Source organism: Tenacibaculum sediminilitoris (assembly GCF_964513795.1).
Classification (GTDB): Bacteria; Bacteroidota; Bacteroidia; order Flavobacteriales; family Flavobacteriaceae; genus Polaribacter; species Polaribacter sediminilitoris.
Genome location: NZ_CAZEQR010000011.1, coordinates 74,123 through 99,191, shown reverse-complemented (window position 1 = coordinate 99,191; position 25,069 = coordinate 74,123). Strand labels below are relative to the sequence as shown.

The following is a 25,069-nucleotide window of genomic DNA, read 5'->3' as shown; positions in this document are numbered from 1 at the left end:
CACTCTTATATAAGTGTGTATGCCTTAGTATTTATATTATTTAATGACAAAAAAAACGTACAATACAATTCACGATTTCTTAAATGATGTATCTTTTAAAAATTGGGCTTTTAATAGCCAGTTATCAGATGTTTCTTTTTGGGATTTTTGGTTGAAGAACAATTCAACTAAAAAGAATATGGCTTATGAAGCACGTGATATTCTATTAGGCATCAACTTTAAAGAAAGTAATCTTTCTGAAGAAAAAATTGCATTTGAATGGAATAAACTAGAGTTTAAACTTAAAAACATTCAAGATAAAAAAGCAAAAAATAAAGTTACTCAACAAAAATATCCAATTATCCAATATGCAATAGCAGCTAGTATTGCTGTTATACTGTGCTTTAGTATTTTTACTTATTTTGAATTTTCAAAAATTACACATAAAACAGCTTATGGAGAAGTTCTTGAGCTAAAGTTAATAGATGGAACTCAGGTTATTCTCAACTCAAATTCGAGTATATCTTACAAAAAAAATGATGCTAGAAAAGTTTGGTTAAAAGGCGAAGCCTATTTCAAGGTTCATAAAAAAGAAACTTCAAATGCAAAATTTTGGGTTCATACTAACGATTTGGTTGTTGAAGTTTATGGTACTCAATTCAATGTTAACACACTAAGAAAAAAGACCAGAGTGTACTTGGAAGAAGGAAACATTTGGTTAACTCTTAATAATGGTGAATTTAAAAAGATGTCCCCTGGTAACTACATAGAGTATTCATCAAAAGACAAAAAGATTTTAATAGATAAAAATGTAAGTTCTAAAGAAGAACAAACTTCTTGGAAAAATGGCAAATTAGTGTTTTACAATTATACCTTAGAAAAAGCTTTAAATAGAGTTTCTGACACTTATGGGGTTAGCTTTAAATACAAAACTACTGATGTTAAAAACATCTTAATAACAGGTACAGTACCTACACATAACTTAGATATTTGCCTTAATGCAATAAGAAAATCTACTGGAGTAGCTATCAAAAAAGAAAGTAGTAATTTAGTCGTTTACAAGAACTAGTTAAACTTTGTTTTCAATGACCTGTAAGAATATAAACTTATGCACCTTCTGCTTTTTTGTATTCTTATTTGTTTTTGGCTTTTCGTATGGTCAAGATCAAAAATTTATATCACTAGAAGAAGCGTTAGATAGTATTAGCCGTAAAAACAATATTTTTTTTACTTACAATCCATTAAGTATCCAAAACAAAAAAATAGATGTTATTCCTTTCAATGCTCTTACCTTAGAACAGTCTATTTCTTTATTAAAAAAAGTAACACCCTTTAAAGTTGATTATCTGGGCAATAACTACTATGTTTTATATCTTGCTCAAGAAAACAAATTAATAGGAGATCATCGTAAAAACAAAGAGTATGTAAGTTCACATCTGACAACAGATAACACCAAGAGTACCACCAGTAACAAAACATTTATTCGTGGAATTGTTCTAGACGAGTTTTATCAACCTATAAGAAAAGTGAACGTCATTGAAAATAATACTCATAATGGAACCATAACGAAAAATGATGGTACATTTGATCTTGAATTACTAGGGCAAAATTCAGTAAAATTTTCGCACATAGGTTTTGCTCCACTTACAGTTACCCCTCAAAAAAAATTTATACGAGTAATTTTAACTGCTGGCGTACAATTAGATGAAGTTCTAATCGTTGGCTCTAGAAATAATAGGCGAAAAAAATCAGATTCTCCTGTATCTACTGAGGTTATTGATATTCAAAACATGAAAAAAAAGAGTGGTTTTACTGAAGTAAATCAATTCATTCAAAGTACAATACCTTCTTTTAATGCGACTAAGCAATCTGGGTCTGATGGAGCTGATCATATTATTCCTGCTACCTACAGAGGTTTAGGACCTGATCAAACATTAGTTTTAATTAATGGTAAAAGAAGGCATCAAGCTTCTCTCATTAATCTATACGGAACTAGAGGTAGAGGCAATTCAGGTACTGATTTAAACGCAATCCCCGCTTCAGCTATAAAAAGTATTGAAGTTTTAAAAGACGGAGCCTCTGCTCAATATGGTTCTGATGCTATTGCTGGGGTAATTAACATTGTCTTAAACGACAATTCAAACGAAACAACTGTCAGCTCTACATTTGGTTTTCACAATGCAAACAATAATTCTGACAAAAAAAGAAAAAGAATTGATGGTTTAACCTACAAAGCTGGTATTAATTATGGTACTTCAATTAGGGAAAATGGCTTTGTGAACCTTTCTGCGGAATTTTTAACAAAAGGACATACTTTTAGACAAGGAACAAGTATTAGAAATAATTATGGGGATGCTGCCTTTACTGGTAGCAGTTTGTTTTTTAATTCAGAAATTCCTATGTCACATAGCATTAAAGCTTACACCAATGGAGGTTACAATTATAAAAATACTCAGGCTTATGCCTTTACCAGACCTTATGATAGTGAACGAAACGTAACCAGTATTTATCCAGAAGGTTTTAACCCACTGATTACTTCAAACATTTCTGATAAGTCTATAACATTAGGAATAAAAGGAAGGATAAACAGTTTACATGTAGACTTTAGCAATACCTACGGAAAAAATTATTTCCATTATTTTATCAAAGAAACTTTAAACGCTACCTTATTAGACAAATCTCCTACTGAATTTGATGCAGGAGGACATAGCTTGAGTCAAAATGCTACTAATATAGACTTATCAAAAAACTATAATAATTTCTTAAAGGGGCTTCACATTGCTATGGGACTTGAAAACAGAATAGAGAATTACAAAATATTCTCAGGAGAGTTAGGCTCATATCAATCTTATGATATTAACGGAAATATTATCACCTATAATACACCTTCAAACTTAATTCCAACATTAAACGGAAAAATAAGGCCTGGGGGTTCGCAAGGTTTTCCTGGCTATGCTCCTACCAATGAAGTTGACAGAACCCGAACCAGTTTTAGTCTATATTTTGATAGCGAAATTGATGTCACTAAAAAATGGTTACTAGCGACGGCTCTTAGATATGAAAACTACAGTGATTTTGGAAGTACCATAAATACAAAAATTGCTTCAAGATATAAAATACTTCCAAAAACAAACCTACGCTTTTCTTTCAGTACTGGTTTTAGAGCCCCTTCATTAGCACAGATATACTATAACTTAAAGTTTACCAATTATATTGGTGGCAATCCTGTAGAATCTTTTTTAATAGCTAATAACAATTCTATAACTCGAAAATTTGGCATAAACCAATTAAAAGAAGAGAGAGCTACAAACTATAGTTTGGGAATTACTCATAAATTTAATAATAATCTTTTTTTTACTATAGACTCTTATTACATCTTTATTAAGGATAGAATTATTCTTACTGGGAATTTTGATGCCTCAAGTTTAAATGCAAATGTGCAGAATGTGCAATTCTTTGCAAATGGTGTAAATACAGCTACCTACGGTATAGATTTTAGGTTTAATTGGTCTAAACAATTTAACAATTCAACACTACTTACCAACCTCTCTGGTAATCTGAATAAAATGGAAATTACTAGTATTCAAAACAACGATTTACACCAGGAAACTTTCTTCGGAACAAGAGAACAGTATTTTTTAAAAGCCTCTGCTCCAAAATATAAACTTATCCTTAACGCAATTTATACTTTTGGTAATTTTACAATAAGCAGTTCAATCACTAAATTTAGTAATTTGCAACTTATAGATTGGCAAATTAATAAACCTTTAAGTAATTTTAACAACTCTTCTGAAGAGCGATTACGAGCTTCAATTGATCATTATAAATCAAAATACACTTTAGATTCTCATATTTCTTACGAAATAAACAAAAATTTTTCTTTTCAAGTTGGAGTTGATAATTTGTTTAACACATACCCCTCTCAACAATCTGAAAACACTGATAGTGGTGGCGTTTGGGATGCCGTACAAATGGGCACAAATGGTAGTTTTTATTACAGTAAGTTTCTGGTAAAATTCTAATTTTTTTAAAAATAAGGAGTATAAAATAAATAAAATATACTTAATGAATATGAAAGGTGGTTGTTAAAAAAATATTAAAATACTAATCATCTTCTTAATTATTAACTAAATTTTTATTTTATGAAAAAACTCTTAACATTACTTTTTGCCTTTGCGTTTAGTAGCCTATCATGGTCTCAGATGAAAATCTCTGGAACCGTAAAAGATGCTACTAATGAAGTACTACCAGGGGCTAATATTTTGGAAAAAGGTACTCTAAATGGTACCAATACAGATTTTGATGGAAAATTCCAACTCACAGTAAAAGAAGGTGCAATTTTGGTTGTGAGTTTTTCAGGTTTTGAAACGCAAGAAATTACAGTTGGTGGAAAAACCATATTTGATATTACCTTAAAAGAAGGTCTTCAACTTGATGAAGTAGTTATTACTGGTAGTAGAACTCCTGCTAGAAGTAATACTTCAAGTCCATTACCAGTGGATATTGTAGGTGTAAAAGAATTACAAGCTACAGGACAGACTACTTTTGACAAAGCATTACAATACAAAATACCTTCGTTTAACACAGTAAACACACCTGTTAACGATGCAACATCACTATTAGATCCTTATGAAATTAGAAATATGGGACCTAGTAGAACTTTAATACTTATCAATGGAAAGCGTAAGAATTTAAGTTCTTTGTTATACACACAAACTTCTCCAGGTAGAGGTGAAACTGGTGCAGACATCTCAGGAATCCCTACAGATGCTATTAAATCAATTCAGATTTTACGTGATGGAGCTTCTGCTCAATACGGTTCTGATGCAATTGCGGGAGTAATGAATATCATTTTAAAAGATGATTATAAAAATGGATCTGCAACTTTTAGATCAGGAGTTACAGGAGAAGGTGATGGAGAAATGCTAGGAGTAAGTATTAATAACGGAGATAAAATCGGAAGCGGTAAAGGTTTTATAAATTACACCATCGATTTCTCTAAAACAGCTTTAGCAAACAGACCAGGTATAGTTGATGCTGAAGGAGAGGCTGCTGACTTTGGTGCTGATATTAATGATGTTAGAGAATTTTTATCAAGAAGACCAGACGCAGGAAACATTAATGGTTCTCCTGAAACAACTGCTGCTAAATTCTTAGTCAATGGAGCCGTAGATTTAAATGAAAAAAGCCAGTTATACTTCAACGCTGCATATGTATATAAAAAGGTAAATAGCTTTGCTAATTACAGAACTCCTTACTGGAGAACGCTTGATGATTATCCTTATTTAGCTAACTTTTTTCCAGGTAGCAACCCAACAAACCCTAGAGGATATGACGGTTATGTTCCTACCTTTGAAGGTAATTTAAATGACTATAATGGAACAATCGGATTCAAATCTAAGTTGAATGATTGGAATGTAGATGCCAGTGTAACTTTTGGAGGTAATGAACAAACGTACAGTATTAGCAACTCTCATAACGGTAATGTTGTTTTATCACCTACAACATGGGTTGACTCAAATAACAATGGAATTGTAGATCTAGGAGAGCTTTCTGAAAGTTCTCAATTATATAGAGAAAATAGTCCTATTAGTTTTGACCCTGGAGGAACGGCTTTTAACCACGTAGTAGGTAATATAGATATTTCAAAAGTATTATCAGATCAGGTTTCTATAGCGTTAGGTGCTGAGTTTAGAACGGAAAACTTTGAGGTTATTGAAGGAGGTTTAGCGTCTTACGATGGTGGTGGTGCAGATTCGTTTGCAGGAAATAGACCAGAGAATTCAGGTAATTTTAATCGATATAATTTAGGAGGATATCTAAGTTTAGATTGGGATATTAACAAAGATTTCCTAATCAACGGAACTGTAAGAGCTGAGAACTATTCAGACTTTGGAAGTACTTTTGTTTGGAAAACTAGTTCACGTTATAAATTTGCTGATGATAAATATACCTTAAGAGCTTCTGTTTCTACAGGATTTAGAGCGCCTACATTACATCAAATTTACACTCAAAAAGCTCAGTATAGTTTTGTTCCAGGTCAAGGAATTCAAGTAGGTGGTTTGGTAAATAATGTATCGCCTCAAGCTCGTTTGTTAGGGATTCCTAAATTAAACGCTGAAGAATCTACTAACTTTACTGTTGGAATTGGAGGTAAGCCTTTTAAAAACTTCTCATTTACTATTGATTATTACAGTATTGCTGTAGATGATAGAATCGTACTAAGTACTGAGTTGACTCCTCCAAACACTCAGGCATTTGCAGGTTTATCTGATGTTAGTTTCTTCGTAAATGCAATTGATACTAAAACTTCAGGTTTAGACTTCGTATTTAGTTACAATAGATTAGAAGTTGGAAATGGTAAATTAGGTTTCAATTTATCTGGTAACTACACTATTGAAAACGAAAGAGATGGAGCTGTTAAAAATCCTGCTTTCGCTGCAAATTCAGGACAATCTGTTGTTAATGCTACTCAAGAAGCGCTATTCTTCACTTCAAGACCCAAAACAAAATGGATTTTAGGTACAACGTATGATATCGGTAAATTTGGTTTCTCTGTAAACAATACCTATTTTGGAAAAACTACCTTTAAACAACAAGGTTTAGATTCTAATTTAAGAACAGAATTCACACCTAAAATCGTTACAGATTTCGGAGTAAACTTTAATGTTGATAAGAATTGGACGATTTCTTTCAATGCTAATAATATATTAGACGTATTACCTGAGTGGAGCTTTAAAGCTGAAAACGCCAATGGTCAAGCAATTTTAAACGACCCTGCTCAAGTAAAAACACAATCAAATTTAATTACGTTTAATCAGAGATATTCACAAATGACTTATGATGGTTATCATTTTAGTCAATTAGGTTCTCTATTTAATTTATCTGTTAACTATAAATTTTAATTGTTTCACTTATGTAATAAAAAAGAGACTAAATACTTCAATTTTTTTATTGAATATTTAGTCTCTTAATATTTAGTATTTTTTTAAAACAACAAATAGTCTCTATAAACTATTTAATCATTATGCATAAAACGTTGTTTTGCTAACAATTCTTCTTCTGTTTCAACATTATCTTCATCAGGAACACAACAATCTACAGGACAAACTGCTGCACATTGAGGTTCTTCATGGAAACCTTTACATTCTGTACACTTATCAACAACAATGTAATAAATTTCATCTGAAATTGGCTCTTGGTCTTCATCTGCATTCGCAAATTTACCATTTGGTAAAACTACATTTCCAGTTAAATCAGTTCCATCTGCATATTTCCAATCGTCTGATCCTTCGTAAATAGCTGTGTTTGGACATTCAGGTTCACAAGCCCCGCAGTTTATACATTCATCAGTTATTATAATTGCCATAATTAATCTCTTTCAGTTTTGTAACTTTGCATTCGCAAAAATAGTTCCAATTTAATTTAGAACCAAATAAATGGATAGTATAAAAAGTAGAATTAACGCTTTTCATAAACTAGGAGAATTTTTAAGTCAATTCTCTCAAGAAAAAATCGAGAGAAAAGAGCATATAGAACACAATGAGTTCTTTTTTGATGGCTTTAAGCATCAGCTAAAAATAGCTAAAGAAAATAACTCTTGGTTTACAAAAGAAAACCTATTATTTTCGATAGAAAACTGGTCAAAAGCACTCATTTCTGATAACTTAACACAATGGGTAAACAAAGAAAATTTAGGTAAAAATGATTCTAAATTGGTTGCTATTATCATGGCTGGAAATATACCTCTAGTAGGATTTCATGATTTTTTATCAGTGCTTATTTCTGGACATTCAGTACTGGTTAAACAATCTTCAAACGATAAACACTTACTTCCTTTTTTAGCAAAATATTTAGAGTATGTTGAACCTGAATTAAAAGGAAAAATTACATTTACCGAGGAGAAGTTAACTGACTTCGATGCTGTTATTGCTACTGGTAGTAATAATACTGCTCGTTATTTTGAATACTATTTTAAAGGTAAGCCAAGTATTATTAGAAAAAACAGAAATTCTGTTGCTGTTTTAAGCGGAAACGAATCTGAAAAACAAATGCAAAATTTAAGTGAAGATATTTTTCGTTACTTCGGCTTGGGTTGTCGTTCAGTTTCTAAAATATTTATCCCCAAAAACTATAACTTTGATGCTTTTTTCAACGGAATGTATCAACAACATGAAATTATTAATAATACGAAATATGCCAATAATTACGATTACAATAAAGCGGTGTATTTAATGAGTGAATTTAATATTTTAGAAAACGGCTTTTTAATGGTTAAAGAAGATAAGAGCTACGCCTCGCCTATCTCCTCTGTTTTCTATGAATACTATGAAAATACTGATGATTTAAAAATTAAACTTTGGGAAGACAGAGATCAAATTCAGTGTATTGTAGCAAGTGATTTTATTGAAAATGAAATAGCGTTTGGACAAACACAACACCCTAAGTTATATGACTATGCTGACGGAGTAAATACACTAGAGTTTTTATCTAAAATTTAAAAAAGTCTCTATATAAATTTGCACCTTTGTGTAGCTAAACACAACAACACAAATGAAAAAACATAACTTAAGTGCAGGGCCTTGTATTTTACCTGAAGAGGTACTAAAAAAAGCATCCGAAGCAATTATCGATTTTAACAATGAAAATCTGTCTTTAATCGAAATATCTCACAGAAGTCAACCTTTTGTAGATGTAATTGAAAAAGCTAGAAGTTTAGCCCTAGAGTTATTAGGGTTAGAGAACAAAGGCTATAAAGCATTGTTTTTACAAGGTGGTGCTAGCATGCAATTTTTAATGGTAGCCTATAATTTACTGAATAAAAAAGCAGCCTATTTAAATACAGGAATTTGGAGTGACAAAGCGATAAAAGAAGCTACGCTATTTGGTGAATTGATAGAAGTTGCTTCTTCTAAAGATAAAAACTTCAACTACATTCCTAAAGCATATGAAATTCCTGTAGATGTAGATTATTTTCACTGTACTAGCAATAATACCATTTATGGAACACAAATGAAGAACTTTCCTGAAACTACGGTTCCAATGATATGTGATATGAGCTCTGATATTTTTTCTCGTCAACTAGATTTTTCAAAATTTGATTTGATTTATGCAGGTGCTCAAAAAAACATGGGACCTGCTGGTACTACACTAGTTGTGGTAAAAGAAGAAATTTTAGGTAAAGTAGATCGCCAAATTCCTTCAATGTTGAATTATCAGGTAATTATTGATAAGGAAAGTATGTTCAATACACCTCCTGTATTTGCTGTATATACTTCCATGCTAACATTAGAATGGTTAAAAAATTTAGGAGGCATCGAGTTTATTGAAAAGGTAAACAAAAAGAAATCAGCTTTACTATATAGTGAGATAGACAGAAATCCTTTATTTAAAGGAGTTGCTACTACAGAAGATAGAAGTGATATGAACGCTACTTTTACCTTAGTTGATAAAAACTTACAAACTAAGTTTGATAAAATGTGGCAAGAAGCCAACATTAATGGATTACATGGTCATAGAAGTGTTGGTGGTTACCGTGCAAGTATGTATAACGCTTTACCTCTATTCAGTGTTCAAGCTTTAGTGGATGTAATGCAAGAATTAGAAAGAATAAGTTAGAAAAACATCATTTTTTTACAATGACATTATATAATATTTAAGAACGATGAAGATATTAATGAATGAAGGAATTTCCACTAGTGGAATACAGGCTATAGAAAGCAAAGGCTTTGAAGTAATTAACACTAAAGTTGCACAAGAACAATTAGAAAACTATATAAACGATCATACTATTGATGCTATTGTTGTAGGAAATACTACACAAATACGACAAGAGTTGATTGATGCCTGCCCAAGTATAAAGCTTATTGCTTGTGCTGGAACAGAAATGGATAATATTGATGTAGATTATGCTATTGATAATGGAGTTCATGTAGTGAATAGCGAAGATGCTTCTGCTACTTCAATTGCAGAACTTGTATTTGCCCATTTACTTGGAATGGTTCGCTTTTTACACCAATCAAATCGTGAAATGCCTTTAGAAGGAGATATGCGTTTTAATGCTTTAAAAAAAGAGTACTCACAAGGAACGGAGTTAAGAGGCAAAACATTAGGTATTATAGGATTTGATACAGTAGGACAAGAAGTCGCAAAAACTGCTTTAGCCTTAGGTATGGAAGTCATAGCTACTGATACTGAAGTAGATAATGCTACTATCACTATTTCTTTTTTTGATGGACAATCAGTAGATTTTTTTATTGAAACAGATACTATAGACAATTTATTATCAAAATCAGATTTTATAACCTTGCACCTTCCAGCGCAAGAAGGATATATAATAGAAGCCTCGTTGTTTGATAAAATGAAAACAGGGATAGGAATTATAAACACTTCCCATGGAAGTGTTTTAAATGAGGTGGATTTAATTAAAGCTATTGAAAGCGGAAAGATTAAATATGCAGGATTAGACGTTTTTGAAAGTCAACCAAGACCTGAAATTCAATTATTAATGAATCCTGAAATATCGATGACACCTTATATTGGAGCTTCAACGCTTGAAGCAAGAGATAGAGTTGGGATTGAACTTGCTAATAAAATCATCGAATTACTAAACGAATAATTTATGGCAATTGTAAAACCATTTAAAGCAGTTAGAGCTACCCGTGATAAAGTTGCTTTAGTATCTTCTAAATCTTATGAAATTTATACCCCTGCGGAAATTGGAGCTAAACTCGATTTTAACCCGTATACTTTTTTACACGTAATTAACCCAGGTTATAAATATCATAAACAAGATGTAACAGGAGAACAGCGTTTTAAATTGGTACACAATCGTTACTTAGAGTTTAAAGAAAATGAAATCTTTAAGCAAGATGAAACTCCTGCTTATTATATTTATCAAAAAAAAACACCTAATAATAGTTTTTGTGGAATTATAGCAGCCACATCTGTTGAAGATTATCATAAAGAAGTAATAAAAAAACACGAAGACACACTAAAAGAACGTGAATTATTGTTCGAAAACTACCTAAAAAATACAGGCTTTAATGCAGAACCTGTACTACTCACCTACCCTGACAATACTGTAATTAACTCTATTGTAAAAAAATATCAGAAGAAAAGAGCTGAGTATGAATTCTCTACATCTGACAAGTATTTACATTTTTTATGGGTAATAAATGATGAGAAAGATGTTGAAGAAATAGCTAAAGCATTCAAAGATGTTAACACCCTATATATTGCCGATGGACATCATCGTTCAACATCTTCATGTTTATTAGCAAAAAATTTAGCAGAGAACAATCCTAGGCATACAGGAAAAGAAGACTATAACTTTTTTATGAGTTACCTATTACCTGAGAGTCAGGTAAAAATTTATGAATTCAATAGATTTATAAGAGATTTAAACGGATTAACACCCGAAGAACTTTTAATGGAGCTTGACACACACTTTAGAATTGAAAACCGTGGACAAGAACTATACAGGCCTAAAGAAAAGCATCATTTTAGCATGTATTTAAATGGTGAGTTTTATGCTTTATATTTACGTAAATCAGCTTATGAGTTTACTGATTGTTTAAGCGAATTAGATGCTTATATTTTATATACCACTGTTTTAGAACCTGTTTTAGGAATTGAGGATATTAGAAACGCCTCCAAGATTGTATATTCACAAGATAAATCTGATGGGTTGGAGCTAAAAACAAAAGTAGATAGTGGTGAGTTTAAAGTTTCTTTTGGAATGTTACCCACTAACATTCAAGAACTAAAAACTATTGTTGATGCTGGTTTAATGATGCCACCGAAAACAACCTACATAGAACCTAAGCTAAGAAGTGCTTTAACTATTTACGAGTTTTAGTATAAAGTCTGATAAACAACTATTATGATTACAGGAATTAAAGAAAATCTTCAAAAAATAAAATCAACACTACCAGAAAATGTAACATTAGTTGCTGTTTCTAAAACTAAGCCTATCGCCGATTTACAGGAAGCCTATGATGCTGGTCAGCGAATATTTGGTGAAAATAAAATTCAAGAAATGGTGACTAAGTACGATGAATTACCTAAAGATATAAAATGGCACATGATTGGGCATTTACAACGCAATAAAGTAAAGTACATGGCTCATTTTGTTGATTTAATTCACGGCGTAGATAGCTTTAAAACGTTGAAAGAAATAAATAAACAAGCTAAAAAGCACAATAGAATTATCAATTGTTTGTTACAAGCTCGAATAGCTAAAGAAGATACCAAATTTGGATTACCATTTACTGATATTAAAAATATTTTAGCCTCAGAAACATTAAAAGAATTAGAAAATGTAAAAATTGTGGGCTTAATGGGAATGGCTACATTTACAGACAACCAAGAACAATTACAAGATGAATTTTCATCATTGGCTGATTTCTTCAATAAAAATCAGGAAAAATATTCAGAGTTATCAATTCTTTCAATGGGAATGAGTGGAGATTATAAATTAGCCATACAAAATGGTAGTACTATGGTACGAATAGGAAGCTCAATTTTTGGAGTTAGAAATTATATTGCTTAGATTTACATAAGTCAGCTTAAAAGGAGAAGAGATTTGTACGCTATTTTAGACATTGAAACTACTGGAGGAAAATATAACGAAGAAGGAATTACAGAGATTGCCATCTATAAATATGACGGGCATCAAATTGTAGATCAATTCATTAGTCTAGTAAATCCAGAAAAAGAAATTCAGGAGTTTGTTGTAAAACTTACAGGAATTAACAATAAAATGTTAAGAAATGCCCCTAAATTTTATGAAGTAGCTAAAAGAATTATTGAAATTACCCAAGACTGCTTTATTGTAGCACACAATGCTAATTTTGATTACCGTATTCTTCGTACCGAATTTGACCGATTAGGGTATAAATACAAACGTAATACACTTTGTACTGTTACCTTAAGTAAAAAACTCATCCCTGAGTCGCCATCTCATAGTCTTGGTAAATTATGTAAATTTTTAGGAATTCCAATGTCTGACCGTCATAGAGCAACAGGTGACGCACTAGCTACTATTCAACTTTTTAAACTACTGATAGATAAAGATGTTAAAAAAAATATAATTCAACAGTCTATAAAGTATTTTGATAATAGGCACGAAAAATTTCGTATTCAGAGAATATTAGATAATTTACCTGAAAAAGAAGGTGTTTTTTATGTACATAATCATGAGGGAATTATTATTTTTATAGGGAGAGGTAAAAATGTGAAACAAGAAACGAACAAACTCTTTTTAAAAGAAACTCGAAAAGCTTTAAAAGTAATAAAAAGAGTTTCTAAAGTTTCCTATGAAGAAACAGGAAACATACTTTTCACACGTTTAAAATACCAGTTAGAGCTCGAAAAACTTAGACCTAAGTATAATATTATAAGAAAAATAAAAATTACTGATAAAAATTTTAATCATGATAATATGCTTATTATCGATAAAGGTAGAACACCAGAAGAACACGCTGTAATTTTAATTAAAGAAAATGAAGTTGTAGGGTACACCTATACCAATCTTGCTTTTCAAGAGAACCAAATATCTATTCTAAAATCAATGCTAACTCCTATTGAAAACAAAGAGCTAGCTAAAACAATAATTAAAAAATATTTACTAAAAAACAACGTGTCTAAAATAGTACGATTTCAAGTTGAAAATAATTTGTAATATTGCTACAAAGCATTCAAAAACCTTATCTTTTGAATAAAAAAACACTTAATTGGAGAGAAAAATTACATGAAGTAATCTATGAAGCAGACACCCCTGCTGGTAAATTATTTGATATCGTTTTATTATTTGCAATTTTGGCAAGTATTATCTTAGTAATGCTTGAAAGTGTTGAGGATTTTGATAATAAACATCATGATTTTTTATACATTTCTGAATGGATTATTACCATCTTTTTTTCTATTGAATATATTCTTCGAATAATATCAATTAAAAAGCCAACAAAATATATCTTTAGTTTTTATGGTATTATTGATTTACTATCTACAATTCCAATGTACCTAACCTTCTTTTTTGTGGGTACACATAGCAGTTTAATTGCTTTAAGAGCATTACGCCTATTAAGGGTTTTCAGAATATTAAAAGTGTCTAGATACATCGGAGAATCAAATCAATTAATAAAAGCATTAAATGCTAGTAAGGCAAAAATTGGAGTATTTCTTTATTTTGTGTTAATTATTTGTATCATTTTAGGCTCTGTAATGTATTTTATAGAAGGAGCAGATAACGGTTTTACAAGTATTCCTAGAAGTATTTATTGGTCAATAGTAACACTTACAACTGTTGGTTATGGAGATATTGCTCCTCAAACTGCTTTAGGACAGTTTATTGCAAGTATTACTGTAATTATTGGTTATGCTATTATAGCGATTCCTACAGGGATAGTAAGTTCTGAAATGACTAAAAAAGAGGTACATCTAAATACACAATCTTGTTCTAATTGTTCTTATAGTGGTCATAAAGATGACGCAGAATTTTGTTATCATTGCGGAACTAAGCTAAACTAAATGTCACAAGAAAATACGTTAATTACTATTGTTGGAGCTACAGCTATTGGTAAAACAGCACTAAGTATTAAATTGGCACAGCATTTTAACTGTGATATTGTTTCATGTGACTCTCGTCAATTTTACAAAGAAATGGCTATAGGAACAGCTGTTCCTACCCCTGAAGAGCTAGCATCAGCGCCACATCATTTTATTCAAAATAGAAGTATTTTTGAAGACTATTCAGTAGGACAGTTTGAAAAAGATACATTAGCTAAACTAGAGGAATTATTTTCGCAAAACCCTATTCAAATTATGGTAGGCGGAAGTGGTTTGTATGTAGATGCTGTTTTAAAAGGATTAGACTATTTTCCTGATGTAGATCCACAAATAAGAGTCGATTTAACTACCAAATTAGAGAATAAAGGAATAGAATATCTTCAAAAAAGATTAAAAGAACTTGATATTGAAGCTTATAATACGATTGCCATTGACAATCCACATCGATTAATACGTGCTTTAGAGGTTTGTATAGGTACCCAAAAAACATATAGTTCTTTTAAAAACAAACCAAAAACCCCACGTAATTTTCAATTTATAAAAATAGGATTGACTGCCGATAGAGAAATTATGTACGACCGTATTAATCGTCGTGTAGATATTATGATTGAAAAGGGTTTGATTGAAGAAGCTGAGAAACTACATCCTCATAGAAACCTTAATGCACTACAAACTGTAGGGTATAGAGAATTATTTGAATATTTTGAAGGTACCTTTACCAAAGAATTTGCTATTGAGGAAATTAAAAAAAATTCAAGAAGGTTTGCCAAACGACAAGGAACATGGTTTCGCAAAGATTCAAACATTTTATGGTTTGATTTTCAAGAGGACATTCAGCAAATAATAAACTCAATACAAATTAGATTAAAACAAAAGCCAGAGAAAAATTAGTTCTCTGGCTTTATTAAATTTTATATCAAAATATAACTATTTATTTTTTTATAAATCGTTGTATATATGATTTTTCATTTGTTGAAAACTGAAGTAAATACATTCCTGCTGGAAGAGATGATACATCTATAGTATTGTTATTTAACTTACCATATGCTGTTCTAGCTCCTCCTGCATTGTATATCTTAAATGACGTAATATTTGAAAGTCCTTTAATAGTTAATGTATGACTTGTTACAGTTGGATATACAACAAACTCAGGTACTATTTCAGTAAGTGTAATTGCTTGTTTTACTGTTTGTTCCACAATACCATTTCCACCAACAATATTTATCGTATAATCTTCAACTTCACCACTAGCAAAAGTTTCGCAAGCATTAGCATACGTATCTTTTTTAACAGTGATACGCATTCTTGTAGTTCCTGAAATAGCACTTGTAGGTATTGAAATCGTAGCTGATAAGTTACCTAAATTATTTGAATATCCATGAACTAAATTCTCTCCACTATCAAAAACTCCATTTTGGTTAAAATCAATCCAAACATCCCAATAAAATTTAGGTTTTCCTTTTCCGCTGTAATTACAACTAAATGTAATTGTTTCTGAAGATCCAGCAGTCAAGTCAGTAGACATAGTTGTATTATCTGCATAACCATTGTCATAACCAGATGAGTTACTGATGCTTCCTAAGCTTATATAATCAATCCAAGAATCAGAATTTGTAGATGTTGAGGCACAGTATTCTGCTGTAACAGGCTCATCTTCAGTAGTAAACACACTAATTGTAGAATAGTCTGAGCTTCCACTACTACATACTGTACTTACTTGAAATTCATAACTTGTAGCAGCAGTTAAATTACTCGCTGATACAGTGTTTGTTGAACTGTTTAAATCTGTCCAAACCGTAGTACCTGCTTCTCGTAATTGAATAGTGTACGAAACTGCATTAGCAACAGCATTCCAGTTAAGCGTTGCAGAATTTGTGGTAATATCTGATGCTGTTAAGTTAATAGGAATGTCACAACCTGTTGATACCGTTGCAAAGTTTACCGTATTCGTATAAGCAGAACTACCACTACTACAATTTGTACTGATTTCAACTTCGTAAGAAGCTCCAGAATTTAATCCTGAAAGTACTACTGATAATTGTGTCGTAGTACCTGAAGTCCATGTTGATACTCCAGAAGTTCTGTATCGGTAAGTATAACTTTGTGCATCGGTAACAGCATCCCAATTAACAGTAGCTTCGGTTTCGGTAATATTAGTTACACTTACATTAGCAGTAGCACTACATGAAGAAGCCACTGTATTAGCTAATGGTACTTCCCATAAACTTCTTCCATAGGTTGCTGCTCTTAGTAAGCTATTCGCTGGATTTGCATCATAGTATATTTCTAACTCAGTAATTGGTGCAGCAGGAATACCGTCATTATAACCTACCCATTCTGTAAGAGAGTCATCGGTGTAAAAAATACCTGAATCTGTACCTATATAAACTTTATTATTTGAACCATTTTCATATGCGATTGCCGTAACAGGAGTATTTGGAATATTATTAGATACATTTACCCAAGAACTTCCTCCATCTGAAGATGCATATACTTTTTCTCCATCAGTATAACCAGAGAATACACACCATATTTTATTAGGATCTGTATCGGATACAGCAATTTCTCTAGGAGCAGCCACAGTAACTGGGGCATTGTTATTGATAACACTCCATGAACTTCCTGCATTTGTTGATTTTAACATAGTGAATTCATAATTCCCTGCCGTTGAATTATAATACTCCTTGAGTATATATATGTAATTCGTATTAGAAGGTGCTACAGCAATCTTAACAATTGTACCACTTCCTGCACTGGTTCCTAACTGCGACCAGTTAACACCACTATTAGTAGATTTCCATAATTGTCCGTATCCTGCATAAATTGTTGAAGGAGTATTAGGATCTAACACCATAGGAGAAACCCATGCTCCTGTACCAGCACCTGTAGGTTTCATTGAAGACCAAGAGTCTCCTCCATTTGTTGATCTGTAAATAGTACCATTTACATACGAACGATACATTTTTTGTGAGTTTGATGGATCAATCATACATTCACCACCATCACCGCCACCAGTAATTGTCCAAGAACCATTTCGAAATATATTAGTTCCATTGTCTTGCATACCTGTAATTATTAAAGATGCATCGGTTCCTGAAGCTCCTAAACCAGCTATTTGAGCAATAGACATATTATTACTTATATCTGTCCAAGTATTTCCTCCATTAGTCGATTTTACAATTCCTCCATCATTTCCATCGTACAAGGTACCATCAGAGGTATAAAAAGTATAATGATGATCGGCATGAATATAGTTGTAAGAACTTCCTTCAAGCCAATACCCATTAACGCTCCACGAACTACCACCATCGGTTGATTTTGATAAGTTAACACCTCCTAAAAAAATCTCATTTGCATTCGTTGGATTTACAGCAAGAGTTAAATCGTACCATCCTTGTCCTCCTGCATCATTATAACCTGTATTCCATCCTAGTAAGTTTGTATTTCTTCTACTAGCATGTTTTACTGAATAACTTGCTCCAGAATCATTAGAAACATAAAACCCTCCAAAACCATAGTCATTACTAGAGTCTCCACCCGAAACATAATAAACATTATTTGGTGCATCTGGAGATACGGCTATTTCAGAACGATAGCTTGTTGATACTGGTAAGCCAGCTGAAGAATTACTCCATGTATTACCACCATCTGTAGAACGATAATATGAAAAGTAACCAGCTGCATATACAACATTTGGATTTGTTGGATGATATTCTAAATCCCAAGTAGTTCCTGAATTAACTATTGTATGAGAAACAAATCCATTAGTAGTCTTGTAAATAGCTCCAGAACCAAGTGTTGAAACTAATAATTCATTCGGATTACTAGGGTGTTGAATAATTTTTGAAATAGATTTTCCTTGGCTTACATCAAAACTTAACGAAGTAGGTTGCCATGTATTTCCAGCATCAGTTGATTTTAAGATACCTACACTATATGTGTCTCTTGCATCTCTATCTCCTGTACCTATATAAATAACGTTTGGGTTACTGTAATCAACAACAATGCAAGAAACACCTATGTTAGCACCCGTAGCCATTAAACTAAACCATGAATTACCTGCATCTGTAGATTTCCAGATACCTCCAGCTGGAGTACCTACATATATGATGCTAGAATTCGTAGGGTCAACTGCTATAATATTTACTCTACCACTACCTCCTGGGCTTTGATATGAGCCATTAGAAACTGTTCCACCTATTACAGTAGGACCTAATAAGGACCAAGAAGAACCGCTTGATTTAGAAGCTGTTGAGCCACTTAGATTCTCCATAGCCATACTTTTCATTTGATTTAAGTCTCCATTAGGGTATAGCCTGTGCCCCCAAAAATTCTCCCACCTTTTAAAAACTTTATAGCCTTTACCTTTGCTAACGTTGGGATCTTTTAAATCTTTGTCTTTCCAATGTTTATAAAACTTTTTTTGGATTTCATGAAAATTTGGATTTGATTTTTCTTGCGCTTCAATCCATGAGTTAGAGTCTTGTGAGAACCCTGATATGGACATCAATATTGTAAACACAATTAATGAAGCATGACGTAATTTTTGAGTCATAATTAAAGGATTTAAATAAATAGTAAAATTTTAATAAAAATATTTTTTTTATTATAAAATCAACAAATATAAAAATATTTATTATATATGCTATTTTTTTAGTCTTTTTTTAAAAAAAAACCAAAAATAACAACAAATAACATAAGATTTATGAATACAAAAAGTTATAGTTCTACTTAGTTGTTAAGTTATTTGATAATGTAAGAGTGATTATAACATACTATTTTCATACTAGTTTTAACTTTTTATGCATTTTTCCTTTATACACTTTCATATATTTGTCAAAAAACAGAAATACATGAAACTAAAAATCACTTTTATACTAACCTTATTTTTTATCGGATTTTCAAATGCTCAAACTAAAGTTGGAACGGTAAATAGTGAATTGATTATTAGTAAAATGCCACAAATGAAAGGAGTTTTACAACGAGTAGAAAATTATGGTAAAAAACTAGACTCTAGTTTTCAAGTAAAGGCTACTGAGTATAAAGCAAAAATAAATTCTTTTAAAGCAGAAGAAGAGCTAATGACGGATGCTGATAAAAAAACTCGAATCAAAGAAATACAACAGTTAGAGTTAGACATGGCGAAGTTTCGTAAAAATGGAGGTGCTATGATACAACTTCAAAAAGATCAAAGTTTACGTCCTTTATATAAAAAGCTAAGCGAAGTAATTGCAGAAGTGGCTAAAGCAAACGGGTATACGCAAATATTAACCACTACAGGAAATGAGTTTGGATATATCGACGAGCGTTTTGACATCACTCAATTGGTACTAGATAAGTTAGGGATTAAAGAGTAATTCTTTTATGTATCAAAAACAAAAAGATTTACAGTTACAATACGAAGGATTCTTAAAAACACCTTTTCTATGGCATGGAAAAGGTGTTTTTAATTTAGAACAATTTCCTATTTCAATAACTCAAACAACTTCATTTAACCAAGAAATTATACAAAAACTACGTTTGGGTAAGTTGGTTGAACGCTTTGTTTCATTTGAATTAAATCAAGATGCTTCTATATCAAACCTCGCTGAGAACATTCAAATTCAACAAGAAAAAATTACTGTAGGTGAATTAGATTGTTTATTGTTAAAAGATAAGAAACCAATTCATTTAGAAATTATATATAAGTTCTACTTATATGATGCTTCTGTTGGTAATTCTGAAGTTGAACATTGGATTGGACCAAATCGACGAGATTCTCTTATTCAAAAGTTAACAAAGCTTCAAGAAAAACAATTACCACTACTCTATTCTAATCAATGCAAAACTTATCTTGATAAATTAGGGTTAAATGCTTCTAAAATAGCACAAAAAGTATATTTTAAAGCACAATTATTTGTTCCACTACAAGATATAAACAAAAAACTTCCTGTAGTAAATAACGAGTGTATTTATGGTTTTTATCTCTACCCGAAAGAGTTATCACAATTTTCTGATTGTAAATTCTATATTCCTATTAAACATAACTGGTTAGTAAATCCACATTCAAATATTAACTGGTTAACTTTTGAAGCCTTTCAAAATAAACTTCAACAATTTTTAAATGAAGAAAATGCTCCTCTCTGTTGGCTAAAGAAAACAAATGGCGAACTTTTTAAGTTTTTTGTGGTTTGGTGGAATAATTAACGAGTTTCAAATTACTAATTAAATTTACCACTAAAAAAGCTATGAAATATTTCAAACTCTCTTTTTTTCTTCTATTTACTTTAACCACATTTACATCTTGTTTTGAAGAGGAGAATGATACTCCTTCTTGTATCAATGCAGATATAGTTTATTATAAATTAGAAACCAAAGTATGGAGATTAACTTGTTTAATGAGTGTGGTTTAGATATAAAAATAACTAAAATAAGAGTTGAAGGTCATATAGGCTTCTCCAAAAACAGGACAGTTTTAAATGCTTCATGTATTAAATACACATTATTAAAATTTTATCAAACTAAAATCAAACTTTTTGTGGTTTAGAGGTTACTTTAAGTTTTGATATTCTCTTTCTTGATGTAATAAAATAAACACCAGACAGTAATACAATCGATGCAATAACAGATTGTGTCGTTAAAGTTTCACCTAAAAAAAACCACCCTAAAAATAAGGCCACAACAGGATTTACATAAGCTGATGTTGATACTTTTTCAGTAGAAACTACTTTTAATAAATAATTAAATGAAGTAAACGCAACAATACTACCAAAAACAATTAATAAAAACATAGCTCCTTGTGCTTTAAACGACCAATCTAATGGTGAGGTCCAAGTCTCTTTAAAGAGGATAGAAAATATAAAGAGGAACACACTACCTATAAGCATTTGATAACCTGTACTAACAAAAAAGTTTTTTGGAAGGGTTGCTTTTGCTACAAAAACACTACCATAACTCCAACTTAGTACGCAAGAAAAAATCATCAATATACCTATTAGCATATCTTTTGAATTAGCAATTTCATTTTGACTTACCAACAAATACATCCCTATCATTCCTAAAATTACACCAATAACAGATTTTCGTTGCATTTTCTTTCCATCAATCAAACGTAAAAGAAACAATACAAATAAGGGTTGTGTAGAAGCTAATAAAGCTCCAAAGCCGCTATCAACAAACTTTAATGCCCACACAAAAACTCCATTTCCATACACTAAAAATAAAAAACCAGCTATGGCAGAATTTAATAGTTCTTTTTTGGTTACTTTGATTGAAATTTTTAAAAACTTAGCTATTAATATAATTAAAGCGCCTGATATTGAAAAACGAATAGCTGCCAATAGTAATGGTGAAACTTCAGTTACAACAATTTTATTTAGTAAATATGTTGATCCCCAAATAATATATATAGCTATAAAAGCAGCAATAATCAATGATTTAAATTCTTTCATTTAGGTTGTTTCTAGATAAATAAAAGTACAATAAAGTTTATATTATAAAAACAAAAAATAGCTTAAAAGAAACAACTTTTAAACTATTTTATTTAAAATACGATTATTTAAAATTACAACTTTTCTAATAACTTCTCAGCTGCTAACTCTAATAATACTGGGTTTTGCCCTATAATTAAATTACACTCTTCAGCTGCATACTTTTGTCAATCTGCTACTTTACTATAGATTCCTCCATTATTTTTAACGCATCTTCCACTAAAAATGTCATTATTGAAGTTAATTGTACCTCATCTTCTTCTGCATTAGAAAAACTAGTTACTTTTTACCTTTCTCTATAGGCTCTCTATGTAATTTAGCGTTCTTTAATACGATAGGCGCATAACATACAGTTAGTTACTACTGGTTTATTATTTGTGTAAAAGCTTCTATTAAAGCTACAGAACCTTTATTTTAAGCTAAATCCCATAAAGGTTCATGGTATCCAGAATAAAAAATAGCATCATAATCAGTTTCTTTAACATCACTTAATTTCATTGTGTTAAATATAGCTTGAACTACTGTTATTTTTATTTTTTAAGTTACCTTAAAAATTAACATATATTAAAGTTGTAAAAAAAATGATGTATGTATTATTTAAAATTCATTTTTGAAATCGTACTGTTGGGCGTTTTAACTTTTTTCTAAAAAAATGTTCTTTTTTTGGTATTTCTTCATAGGTGTTATCCAAATCATTCTTGGTAATTTTTAACACTATGGCATCAGTAATACACTTAATATTAAGAATATACTTTTCGCTAGCATTATAGTCTTTCCTTTTTTATAGGCTACTTCAAAAAATATCTTCTACTTTTTTTAACTCTCTATTCTCTAACTAAATGCCGTTAAAAACATTGCCAATTGATATACTCATTCTAAAACTTTTATAGTAATCCCTCTAAATAGTGTTCTTCTATTTGATAAGCTTCCTTTAAGTTTAAAATTTTAGTATCAATACGTTTTTTGTTTACTTTTTTAGACGATTTAGCACCAATAAGCATCACATTTTTACGAGTATGTTCGTTACTAATGAATTCAAAAACCTTCGTTGCATAATTATTTTTTTCTAAAATTAATGCACGAATCGTATCGGTAACCATTTCAAATTGGCGCTCTTTAAAAATCCCATATTTTAATAAGGGACTCTCCTGCTCTTTCCCTTTGACTTGTTGACGGATTTGTTTGTGACAACAAGGAGCACAAACAATTAATTTTGCTTTTGACATTAAACCTTTATAAATAGCATCATCTGTAGCTGTATCACAAGCATGCAAAGCGATTAAAATATCTATTTTATTATTATCATACTCCTGAATGGGTTGTGCAACGAAAAGCAAGCCTTTAAAGTCACATTTTTTAGCAATTTCATTGCAATAATCAACTAAATTTTGACGTAACTCAATACCCGATACACTCGCGGTATATCCTTTTTGGTTTACCAAATAATCATATAGCGCAAAAGTTAAATACCCTTTTCCTGAACCCATATCTACAATATTGATATGTTTAGGCAGTTTAACCGATTGTATTTGTGCTTCTATTATTTCTAAATACTTGTTAATTTGACGGTATTTATCCGCCATTTTAGGTATTATCTTACCCTCTTTATTACTTATTCCTAAATGGAACAAATAATTACTGTTTTTAGCTCTTTTCTCTTTGGGTTTATCATGAGTTTCAGGTAATTTGTTTTTAAAACTAGGTTGTGTTGTTTTATAACTTACCTTTTTCTTTTTGGAAATAAACACCAACAAATCATTTTCTAGCATAAATAAGGTTGCTGCTCTGAACTTTTCTGAAAGTAAATTGGTAAGTTCTTCAATACTTTCTTCAAATGAGTAATTTTTTGTTTGGTCGTTAGTTTTGTATCGATACAAAAACTGAAAACAAATATCTCCCTTTAATGTTATTTGACGAACATATACATTGGATAATTCATCACTTTTACGAGTGGGTTTACTCAACGTTAGTTTTACAAAATTATTTTTTTGTATGCTGCTTTGAAACTCAGTAAACAATTCATGTAAGACTTCTTTCATATTGCAAAAATACAGAAACATAATTATTTAATTACAAATAAAAAGTGATGAATGCCTCTTCACTCACTTTAAGTATAATGAATACAAAAATCTGGCAATTAGGCTTCAGTACACATATTTAGAAAAAACAAAACAATTAACTGTCTATATATACGAGTTGGTGAGTAATTGCCTGCGGCACATATACATTATAAAATACATTAATTTATTTTTAATATTTAGTTGTCCGAATAACAAAATAAAATCCAATAGCTAAAAAAATATTAGTTAGATAATTTGAAATGGAATTACAGCTTAATAAAAACTATAAATAATTGCTTAGTTTTAATTTATCTGGAAAATCTTATTGAATTTCTAACTTGAAACTTACTTACTAAATGAAGTGCTACCTTATGCAACTCTACTCATATTGATATGATTACCTGTAATTATAGAACTACATAACAATCAAACAAAAATAAGAATCAACATACCAAGTTTTTAAATTTAATGTTAAAAATATTTTACATTAAGTAAAAAATTTTTACCTTTGAGATAATTAATAATAATTCAAAAAATTAAGTATGACAACTCAAGAAAAAAGACCCCTTGTATTTTTGACCATAGATATTCTAACATTTTCTATATACTTTGGTATCCTTTTAAATACTTATAAGGGGGATACTAACTCTACAGACGAATTGTTTTTTTGGAGTACATCAATATTAATTTTAATACCAGTAATAATTATTTCGAGAATCATTCTTTATGTGCTTTATAGTATTTTTAATACTATAACGACGAAAGAAAAGGAAGAAAAATTCCTCATAGATGAATTAGGGGAAATTATAAAATTAAAAGCAAAGCGGAATTTCAATACCACATTTATGCTTGGTTTTGTTACAACAATGATATTACTATCTATTGGGTTATCAATTACTTTAATGTTTAAAATGTTTTTCTTTTCTATATTTTCTGCATTCATAGTACAGAATATATCAGAGTACTATTACGTAAAAAAGGGAATTTAAT

The 25,069-nt window shown here is 30.8% G+C and carries 18 protein-coding genes; 14 read left to right on the top strand and 4 right to left on the bottom strand.

The window, feature by feature from the left end; genetic code table 11:
* Positions 1 to 43: 43 nt before the first annotated feature.
* The 3 genes from ACKTSW_RS04235 to ACKTSW_RS04225 all read left to right on the top strand — a co-directional run bounded on the left by ACKTSW_RS04235 (position 44) and on the right by ACKTSW_RS04225 (position 6,884).
* A complete protein-coding gene (locus ACKTSW_RS04235) occupies positions 44 to 1,048 on the top strand; it encodes a FecR family protein (protein ID WP_408024031.1) in 1,005 nt (334 codons plus the stop codon).
* 16 nt (positions 1,049 to 1,064) lie between these two features.
* Complete coding sequence (locus ACKTSW_RS04230) at positions 1,065 to 4,001, top strand: TonB-dependent receptor (RefSeq protein WP_408024030.1); 2,937 nt, start codon at positions 1,065 to 1,067, stop codon at positions 3,999 to 4,001.
* Positions 4,002 to 4,121: 120 nt separating this feature from the next.
* Positions 4,122 to 6,884: a TonB-dependent receptor gene (locus ACKTSW_RS04225; protein ID WP_408024029.1), complete on the top strand. Its 2,763-nt coding sequence runs from the start codon at positions 4,122 to 4,124 to the stop codon at positions 6,882 to 6,884.
* A gap of 113 nt (positions 6,885 to 6,997) precedes the next feature.
* On the opposite strand, the gene ACKTSW_RS04220 is transcribed toward ACKTSW_RS04225, so the two are convergent.
* The gene (locus tag ACKTSW_RS04220; RefSeq protein WP_408024028.1) at positions 6,998 to 7,348 is read right to left on the bottom strand and encodes a 4Fe-4S dicluster domain-containing protein; all 351 of its coding nucleotides are present in this window, start codon (positions 7,346 to 7,348) and stop codon (positions 6,998 to 7,000) included.
* Between the two features lie 70 nt (positions 7,349 to 7,418).
* Between ACKTSW_RS04220 and ACKTSW_RS04215 the strand changes: the two genes are divergently transcribed.
* Genes ACKTSW_RS04215 through miaA form a run of 8 tightly spaced genes read left to right on the top strand, consistent with a single transcriptional unit; the run spans position 7,419 to position 15,441 of the window.
* Positions 7,419 to 8,480, top strand: a complete 1,062-nt coding sequence (locus tag ACKTSW_RS04215) for an acyl-CoA reductase (RefSeq protein ID WP_408024027.1) — start codon at positions 7,419 to 7,421, stop codon at positions 8,478 to 8,480.
* A 52-nt stretch (positions 8,481 to 8,532) separates the two neighbouring features.
* On the top strand, positions 8,533 to 9,597 hold the full coding sequence (gene serC, locus ACKTSW_RS04210) for a 3-phosphoserine/phosphohydroxythreonine transaminase (protein ID WP_408024026.1): 1,065 nt from the start codon (positions 8,533 to 8,535) through the stop codon (positions 9,595 to 9,597).
* A gap of 46 nt (positions 9,598 to 9,643) precedes the next feature.
* Positions 9,644 to 10,597 (top strand): NAD(P)-dependent oxidoreductase, encoded by a 954-nt coding sequence (locus ACKTSW_RS04205; RefSeq protein ID WP_408024025.1) that lies wholly within the window; start codon positions 9,644 to 9,646, stop codon positions 10,595 to 10,597.
* 3 nt (positions 10,598 to 10,600) lie between these two features.
* Positions 10,601 to 11,839 (top strand): DUF1015 domain-containing protein, encoded by a 1,239-nt coding sequence (locus tag ACKTSW_RS04200; RefSeq protein WP_408024024.1) that lies wholly within the window; start codon positions 10,601 to 10,603, stop codon positions 11,837 to 11,839.
* Between the two features lie 24 nt (positions 11,840 to 11,863).
* On the top strand, positions 11,864 to 12,532 hold the full coding sequence (locus ACKTSW_RS04195; RefSeq protein ID WP_408024023.1) for a YggS family pyridoxal phosphate-dependent enzyme: 669 nt from the start codon (positions 11,864 to 11,866) through the stop codon (positions 12,530 to 12,532).
* Between the two features lie 33 nt (positions 12,533 to 12,565).
* A complete protein-coding gene (locus tag ACKTSW_RS04190; protein ID WP_408024022.1) occupies positions 12,566 to 13,663 on the top strand; it encodes an exonuclease domain-containing protein in 1,098 nt (365 codons plus the stop codon).
* Positions 13,664 to 13,695: 32 nt separating this feature from the next.
* The gene (locus ACKTSW_RS04185; protein WP_408024021.1) at positions 13,696 to 14,511 is read left to right on the top strand and encodes an ion transporter; all 816 of its coding nucleotides are present in this window, start codon (positions 13,696 to 13,698) and stop codon (positions 14,509 to 14,511) included.
* Positions 14,512 to 15,441, top strand: coding sequence for a tRNA (adenosine(37)-N6)-dimethylallyltransferase MiaA (gene miaA / locus ACKTSW_RS04180; RefSeq protein ID WP_408024020.1), 930 nt, complete (start codon positions 14,512 to 14,514; stop codon positions 15,439 to 15,441). It begins immediately after the preceding gene.
* A gap of 40 nt (positions 15,442 to 15,481) precedes the next feature.
* Here miaA and ACKTSW_RS04175 read toward each other — a convergent pair whose 3' ends face one another.
* Positions 15,482 to 19,105 (bottom strand): GEVED domain-containing protein, encoded by a 3,624-nt coding sequence (locus tag ACKTSW_RS04175; RefSeq protein ID WP_408024019.1) that lies wholly within the window; start codon positions 19,103 to 19,105, stop codon positions 15,482 to 15,484.
* Between the two features lie 298 nt (positions 19,106 to 19,403).
* On the opposite strand from ACKTSW_RS04175, the gene ACKTSW_RS04170 reads away from it, so the two are divergent.
* Complete coding sequence (locus ACKTSW_RS04170; protein WP_408024018.1) at positions 19,404 to 19,907, top strand: OmpH family outer membrane protein; 504 nt, start codon at positions 19,404 to 19,406, stop codon at positions 19,905 to 19,907.
* A gap of 7 nt (positions 19,908 to 19,914) precedes the next feature.
* Positions 19,915 to 20,736: a DUF1853 family protein gene (locus ACKTSW_RS04165; protein ID WP_408024017.1), complete on the top strand. Its 822-nt coding sequence runs from the start codon at positions 19,915 to 19,917 to the stop codon at positions 20,734 to 20,736.
* A gap of 320 nt (positions 20,737 to 21,056) precedes the next feature.
* On the opposite strand, the gene ACKTSW_RS04160 is transcribed toward ACKTSW_RS04165, so the two are convergent.
* Both ACKTSW_RS04160 and ACKTSW_RS04155 read right to left on the bottom strand, forming a co-directional pair.
* Positions 21,057 to 21,980, bottom strand: coding sequence for a DMT family transporter (locus ACKTSW_RS04160; RefSeq protein WP_408024016.1), 924 nt, complete (start codon positions 21,978 to 21,980; stop codon positions 21,057 to 21,059).
* Between the two features lie 923 nt (positions 21,981 to 22,903).
* Positions 22,904 to 24,058 (bottom strand): class I SAM-dependent methyltransferase, encoded by a 1,155-nt coding sequence (locus ACKTSW_RS04155; protein WP_408024015.1) that lies wholly within the window; start codon positions 24,056 to 24,058, stop codon positions 22,904 to 22,906.
* Positions 24,059 to 24,621: 563 nt separating this feature from the next.
* Here ACKTSW_RS04155 and ACKTSW_RS04150 point away from each other — a divergent pair.
* A complete protein-coding gene (locus ACKTSW_RS04150) occupies positions 24,622 to 25,068 on the top strand; it encodes a hypothetical protein (protein ID WP_408024014.1) in 447 nt (148 codons plus the stop codon).
* The last annotated feature ends 1 nt before the right edge of the window (position 25,069 follow it).

Excerpts from the sequence above, each read along its gene's own strand:
- ACKTSW_RS04225 (WP_408024029.1), top strand. The coding sequence starts at position 4,122 with ATGAAAAAACTCTTAACATTACTTTTTGCCTTTGCGTTTAGTAGCCTA.
- ACKTSW_RS04195 (WP_408024023.1), top strand. The coding sequence starts at position 11,864 with ATGATTACAGGAATTAAAGAAAATCTTCAAAAAATAAAATCAACACTA.
- serC (WP_408024026.1), top strand. The coding sequence starts at position 8,533 with ATGAAAAAACATAACTTAAGTGCAGGGCCTTGTATTTTACCTGAAGAG.
- ACKTSW_RS04170 (WP_408024018.1), top strand. The coding sequence starts at position 19,404 with ATGAAACTAAAAATCACTTTTATACTAACCTTATTTTTTATCGGATTT.
- ACKTSW_RS04215 (WP_408024027.1), top strand. The coding sequence starts at position 7,419 with ATGGATAGTATAAAAAGTAGAATTAACGCTTTTCATAAACTAGGAGAA.
- ACKTSW_RS04235 (WP_408024031.1), top strand. The coding sequence starts at position 44 with ATGACAAAAAAAACGTACAATACAATTCACGATTTCTTAAATGATGTA.
- ACKTSW_RS04175 (WP_408024019.1), bottom strand. The coding sequence starts at position 19,105 with ATGACTCAAAAATTACGTCATGCTTCATTAATTGTGTTTACAATATTG.
- ACKTSW_RS04165 (WP_408024017.1), top strand. The coding sequence starts at position 19,915 with ATGTATCAAAAACAAAAAGATTTACAGTTACAATACGAAGGATTCTTA.
- ACKTSW_RS04230 (WP_408024030.1), top strand. The coding sequence starts at position 1,065 with ATGACCTGTAAGAATATAAACTTATGCACCTTCTGCTTTTTTGTATTC.
- ACKTSW_RS04220 (WP_408024028.1), bottom strand. The coding sequence starts at position 7,348 with ATGGCAATTATAATAACTGATGAATGTATAAACTGCGGGGCTTGTGAA.
- ACKTSW_RS04200 (WP_408024024.1), top strand. The coding sequence starts at position 10,601 with ATGGCAATTGTAAAACCATTTAAAGCAGTTAGAGCTACCCGTGATAAA.
- miaA (WP_408024020.1), top strand. The coding sequence starts at position 14,512 with ATGTCACAAGAAAATACGTTAATTACTATTGTTGGAGCTACAGCTATT.
- ACKTSW_RS04155 (WP_408024015.1), bottom strand. The coding sequence starts at position 24,058 with ATGAAAGAAGTCTTACATGAATTGTTTACTGAGTTTCAAAGCAGCATA.
- ACKTSW_RS04160 (WP_408024016.1), bottom strand. The coding sequence starts at position 21,980 with ATGAAAGAATTTAAATCATTGATTATTGCTGCTTTTATAGCTATATAT.
- ACKTSW_RS04150 (WP_408024014.1), top strand. The coding sequence starts at position 24,622 with ATGACAACTCAAGAAAAAAGACCCCTTGTATTTTTGACCATAGATATT.
- ACKTSW_RS04205 (WP_408024025.1), top strand. The coding sequence starts at position 9,644 with ATGAAGATATTAATGAATGAAGGAATTTCCACTAGTGGAATACAGGCT.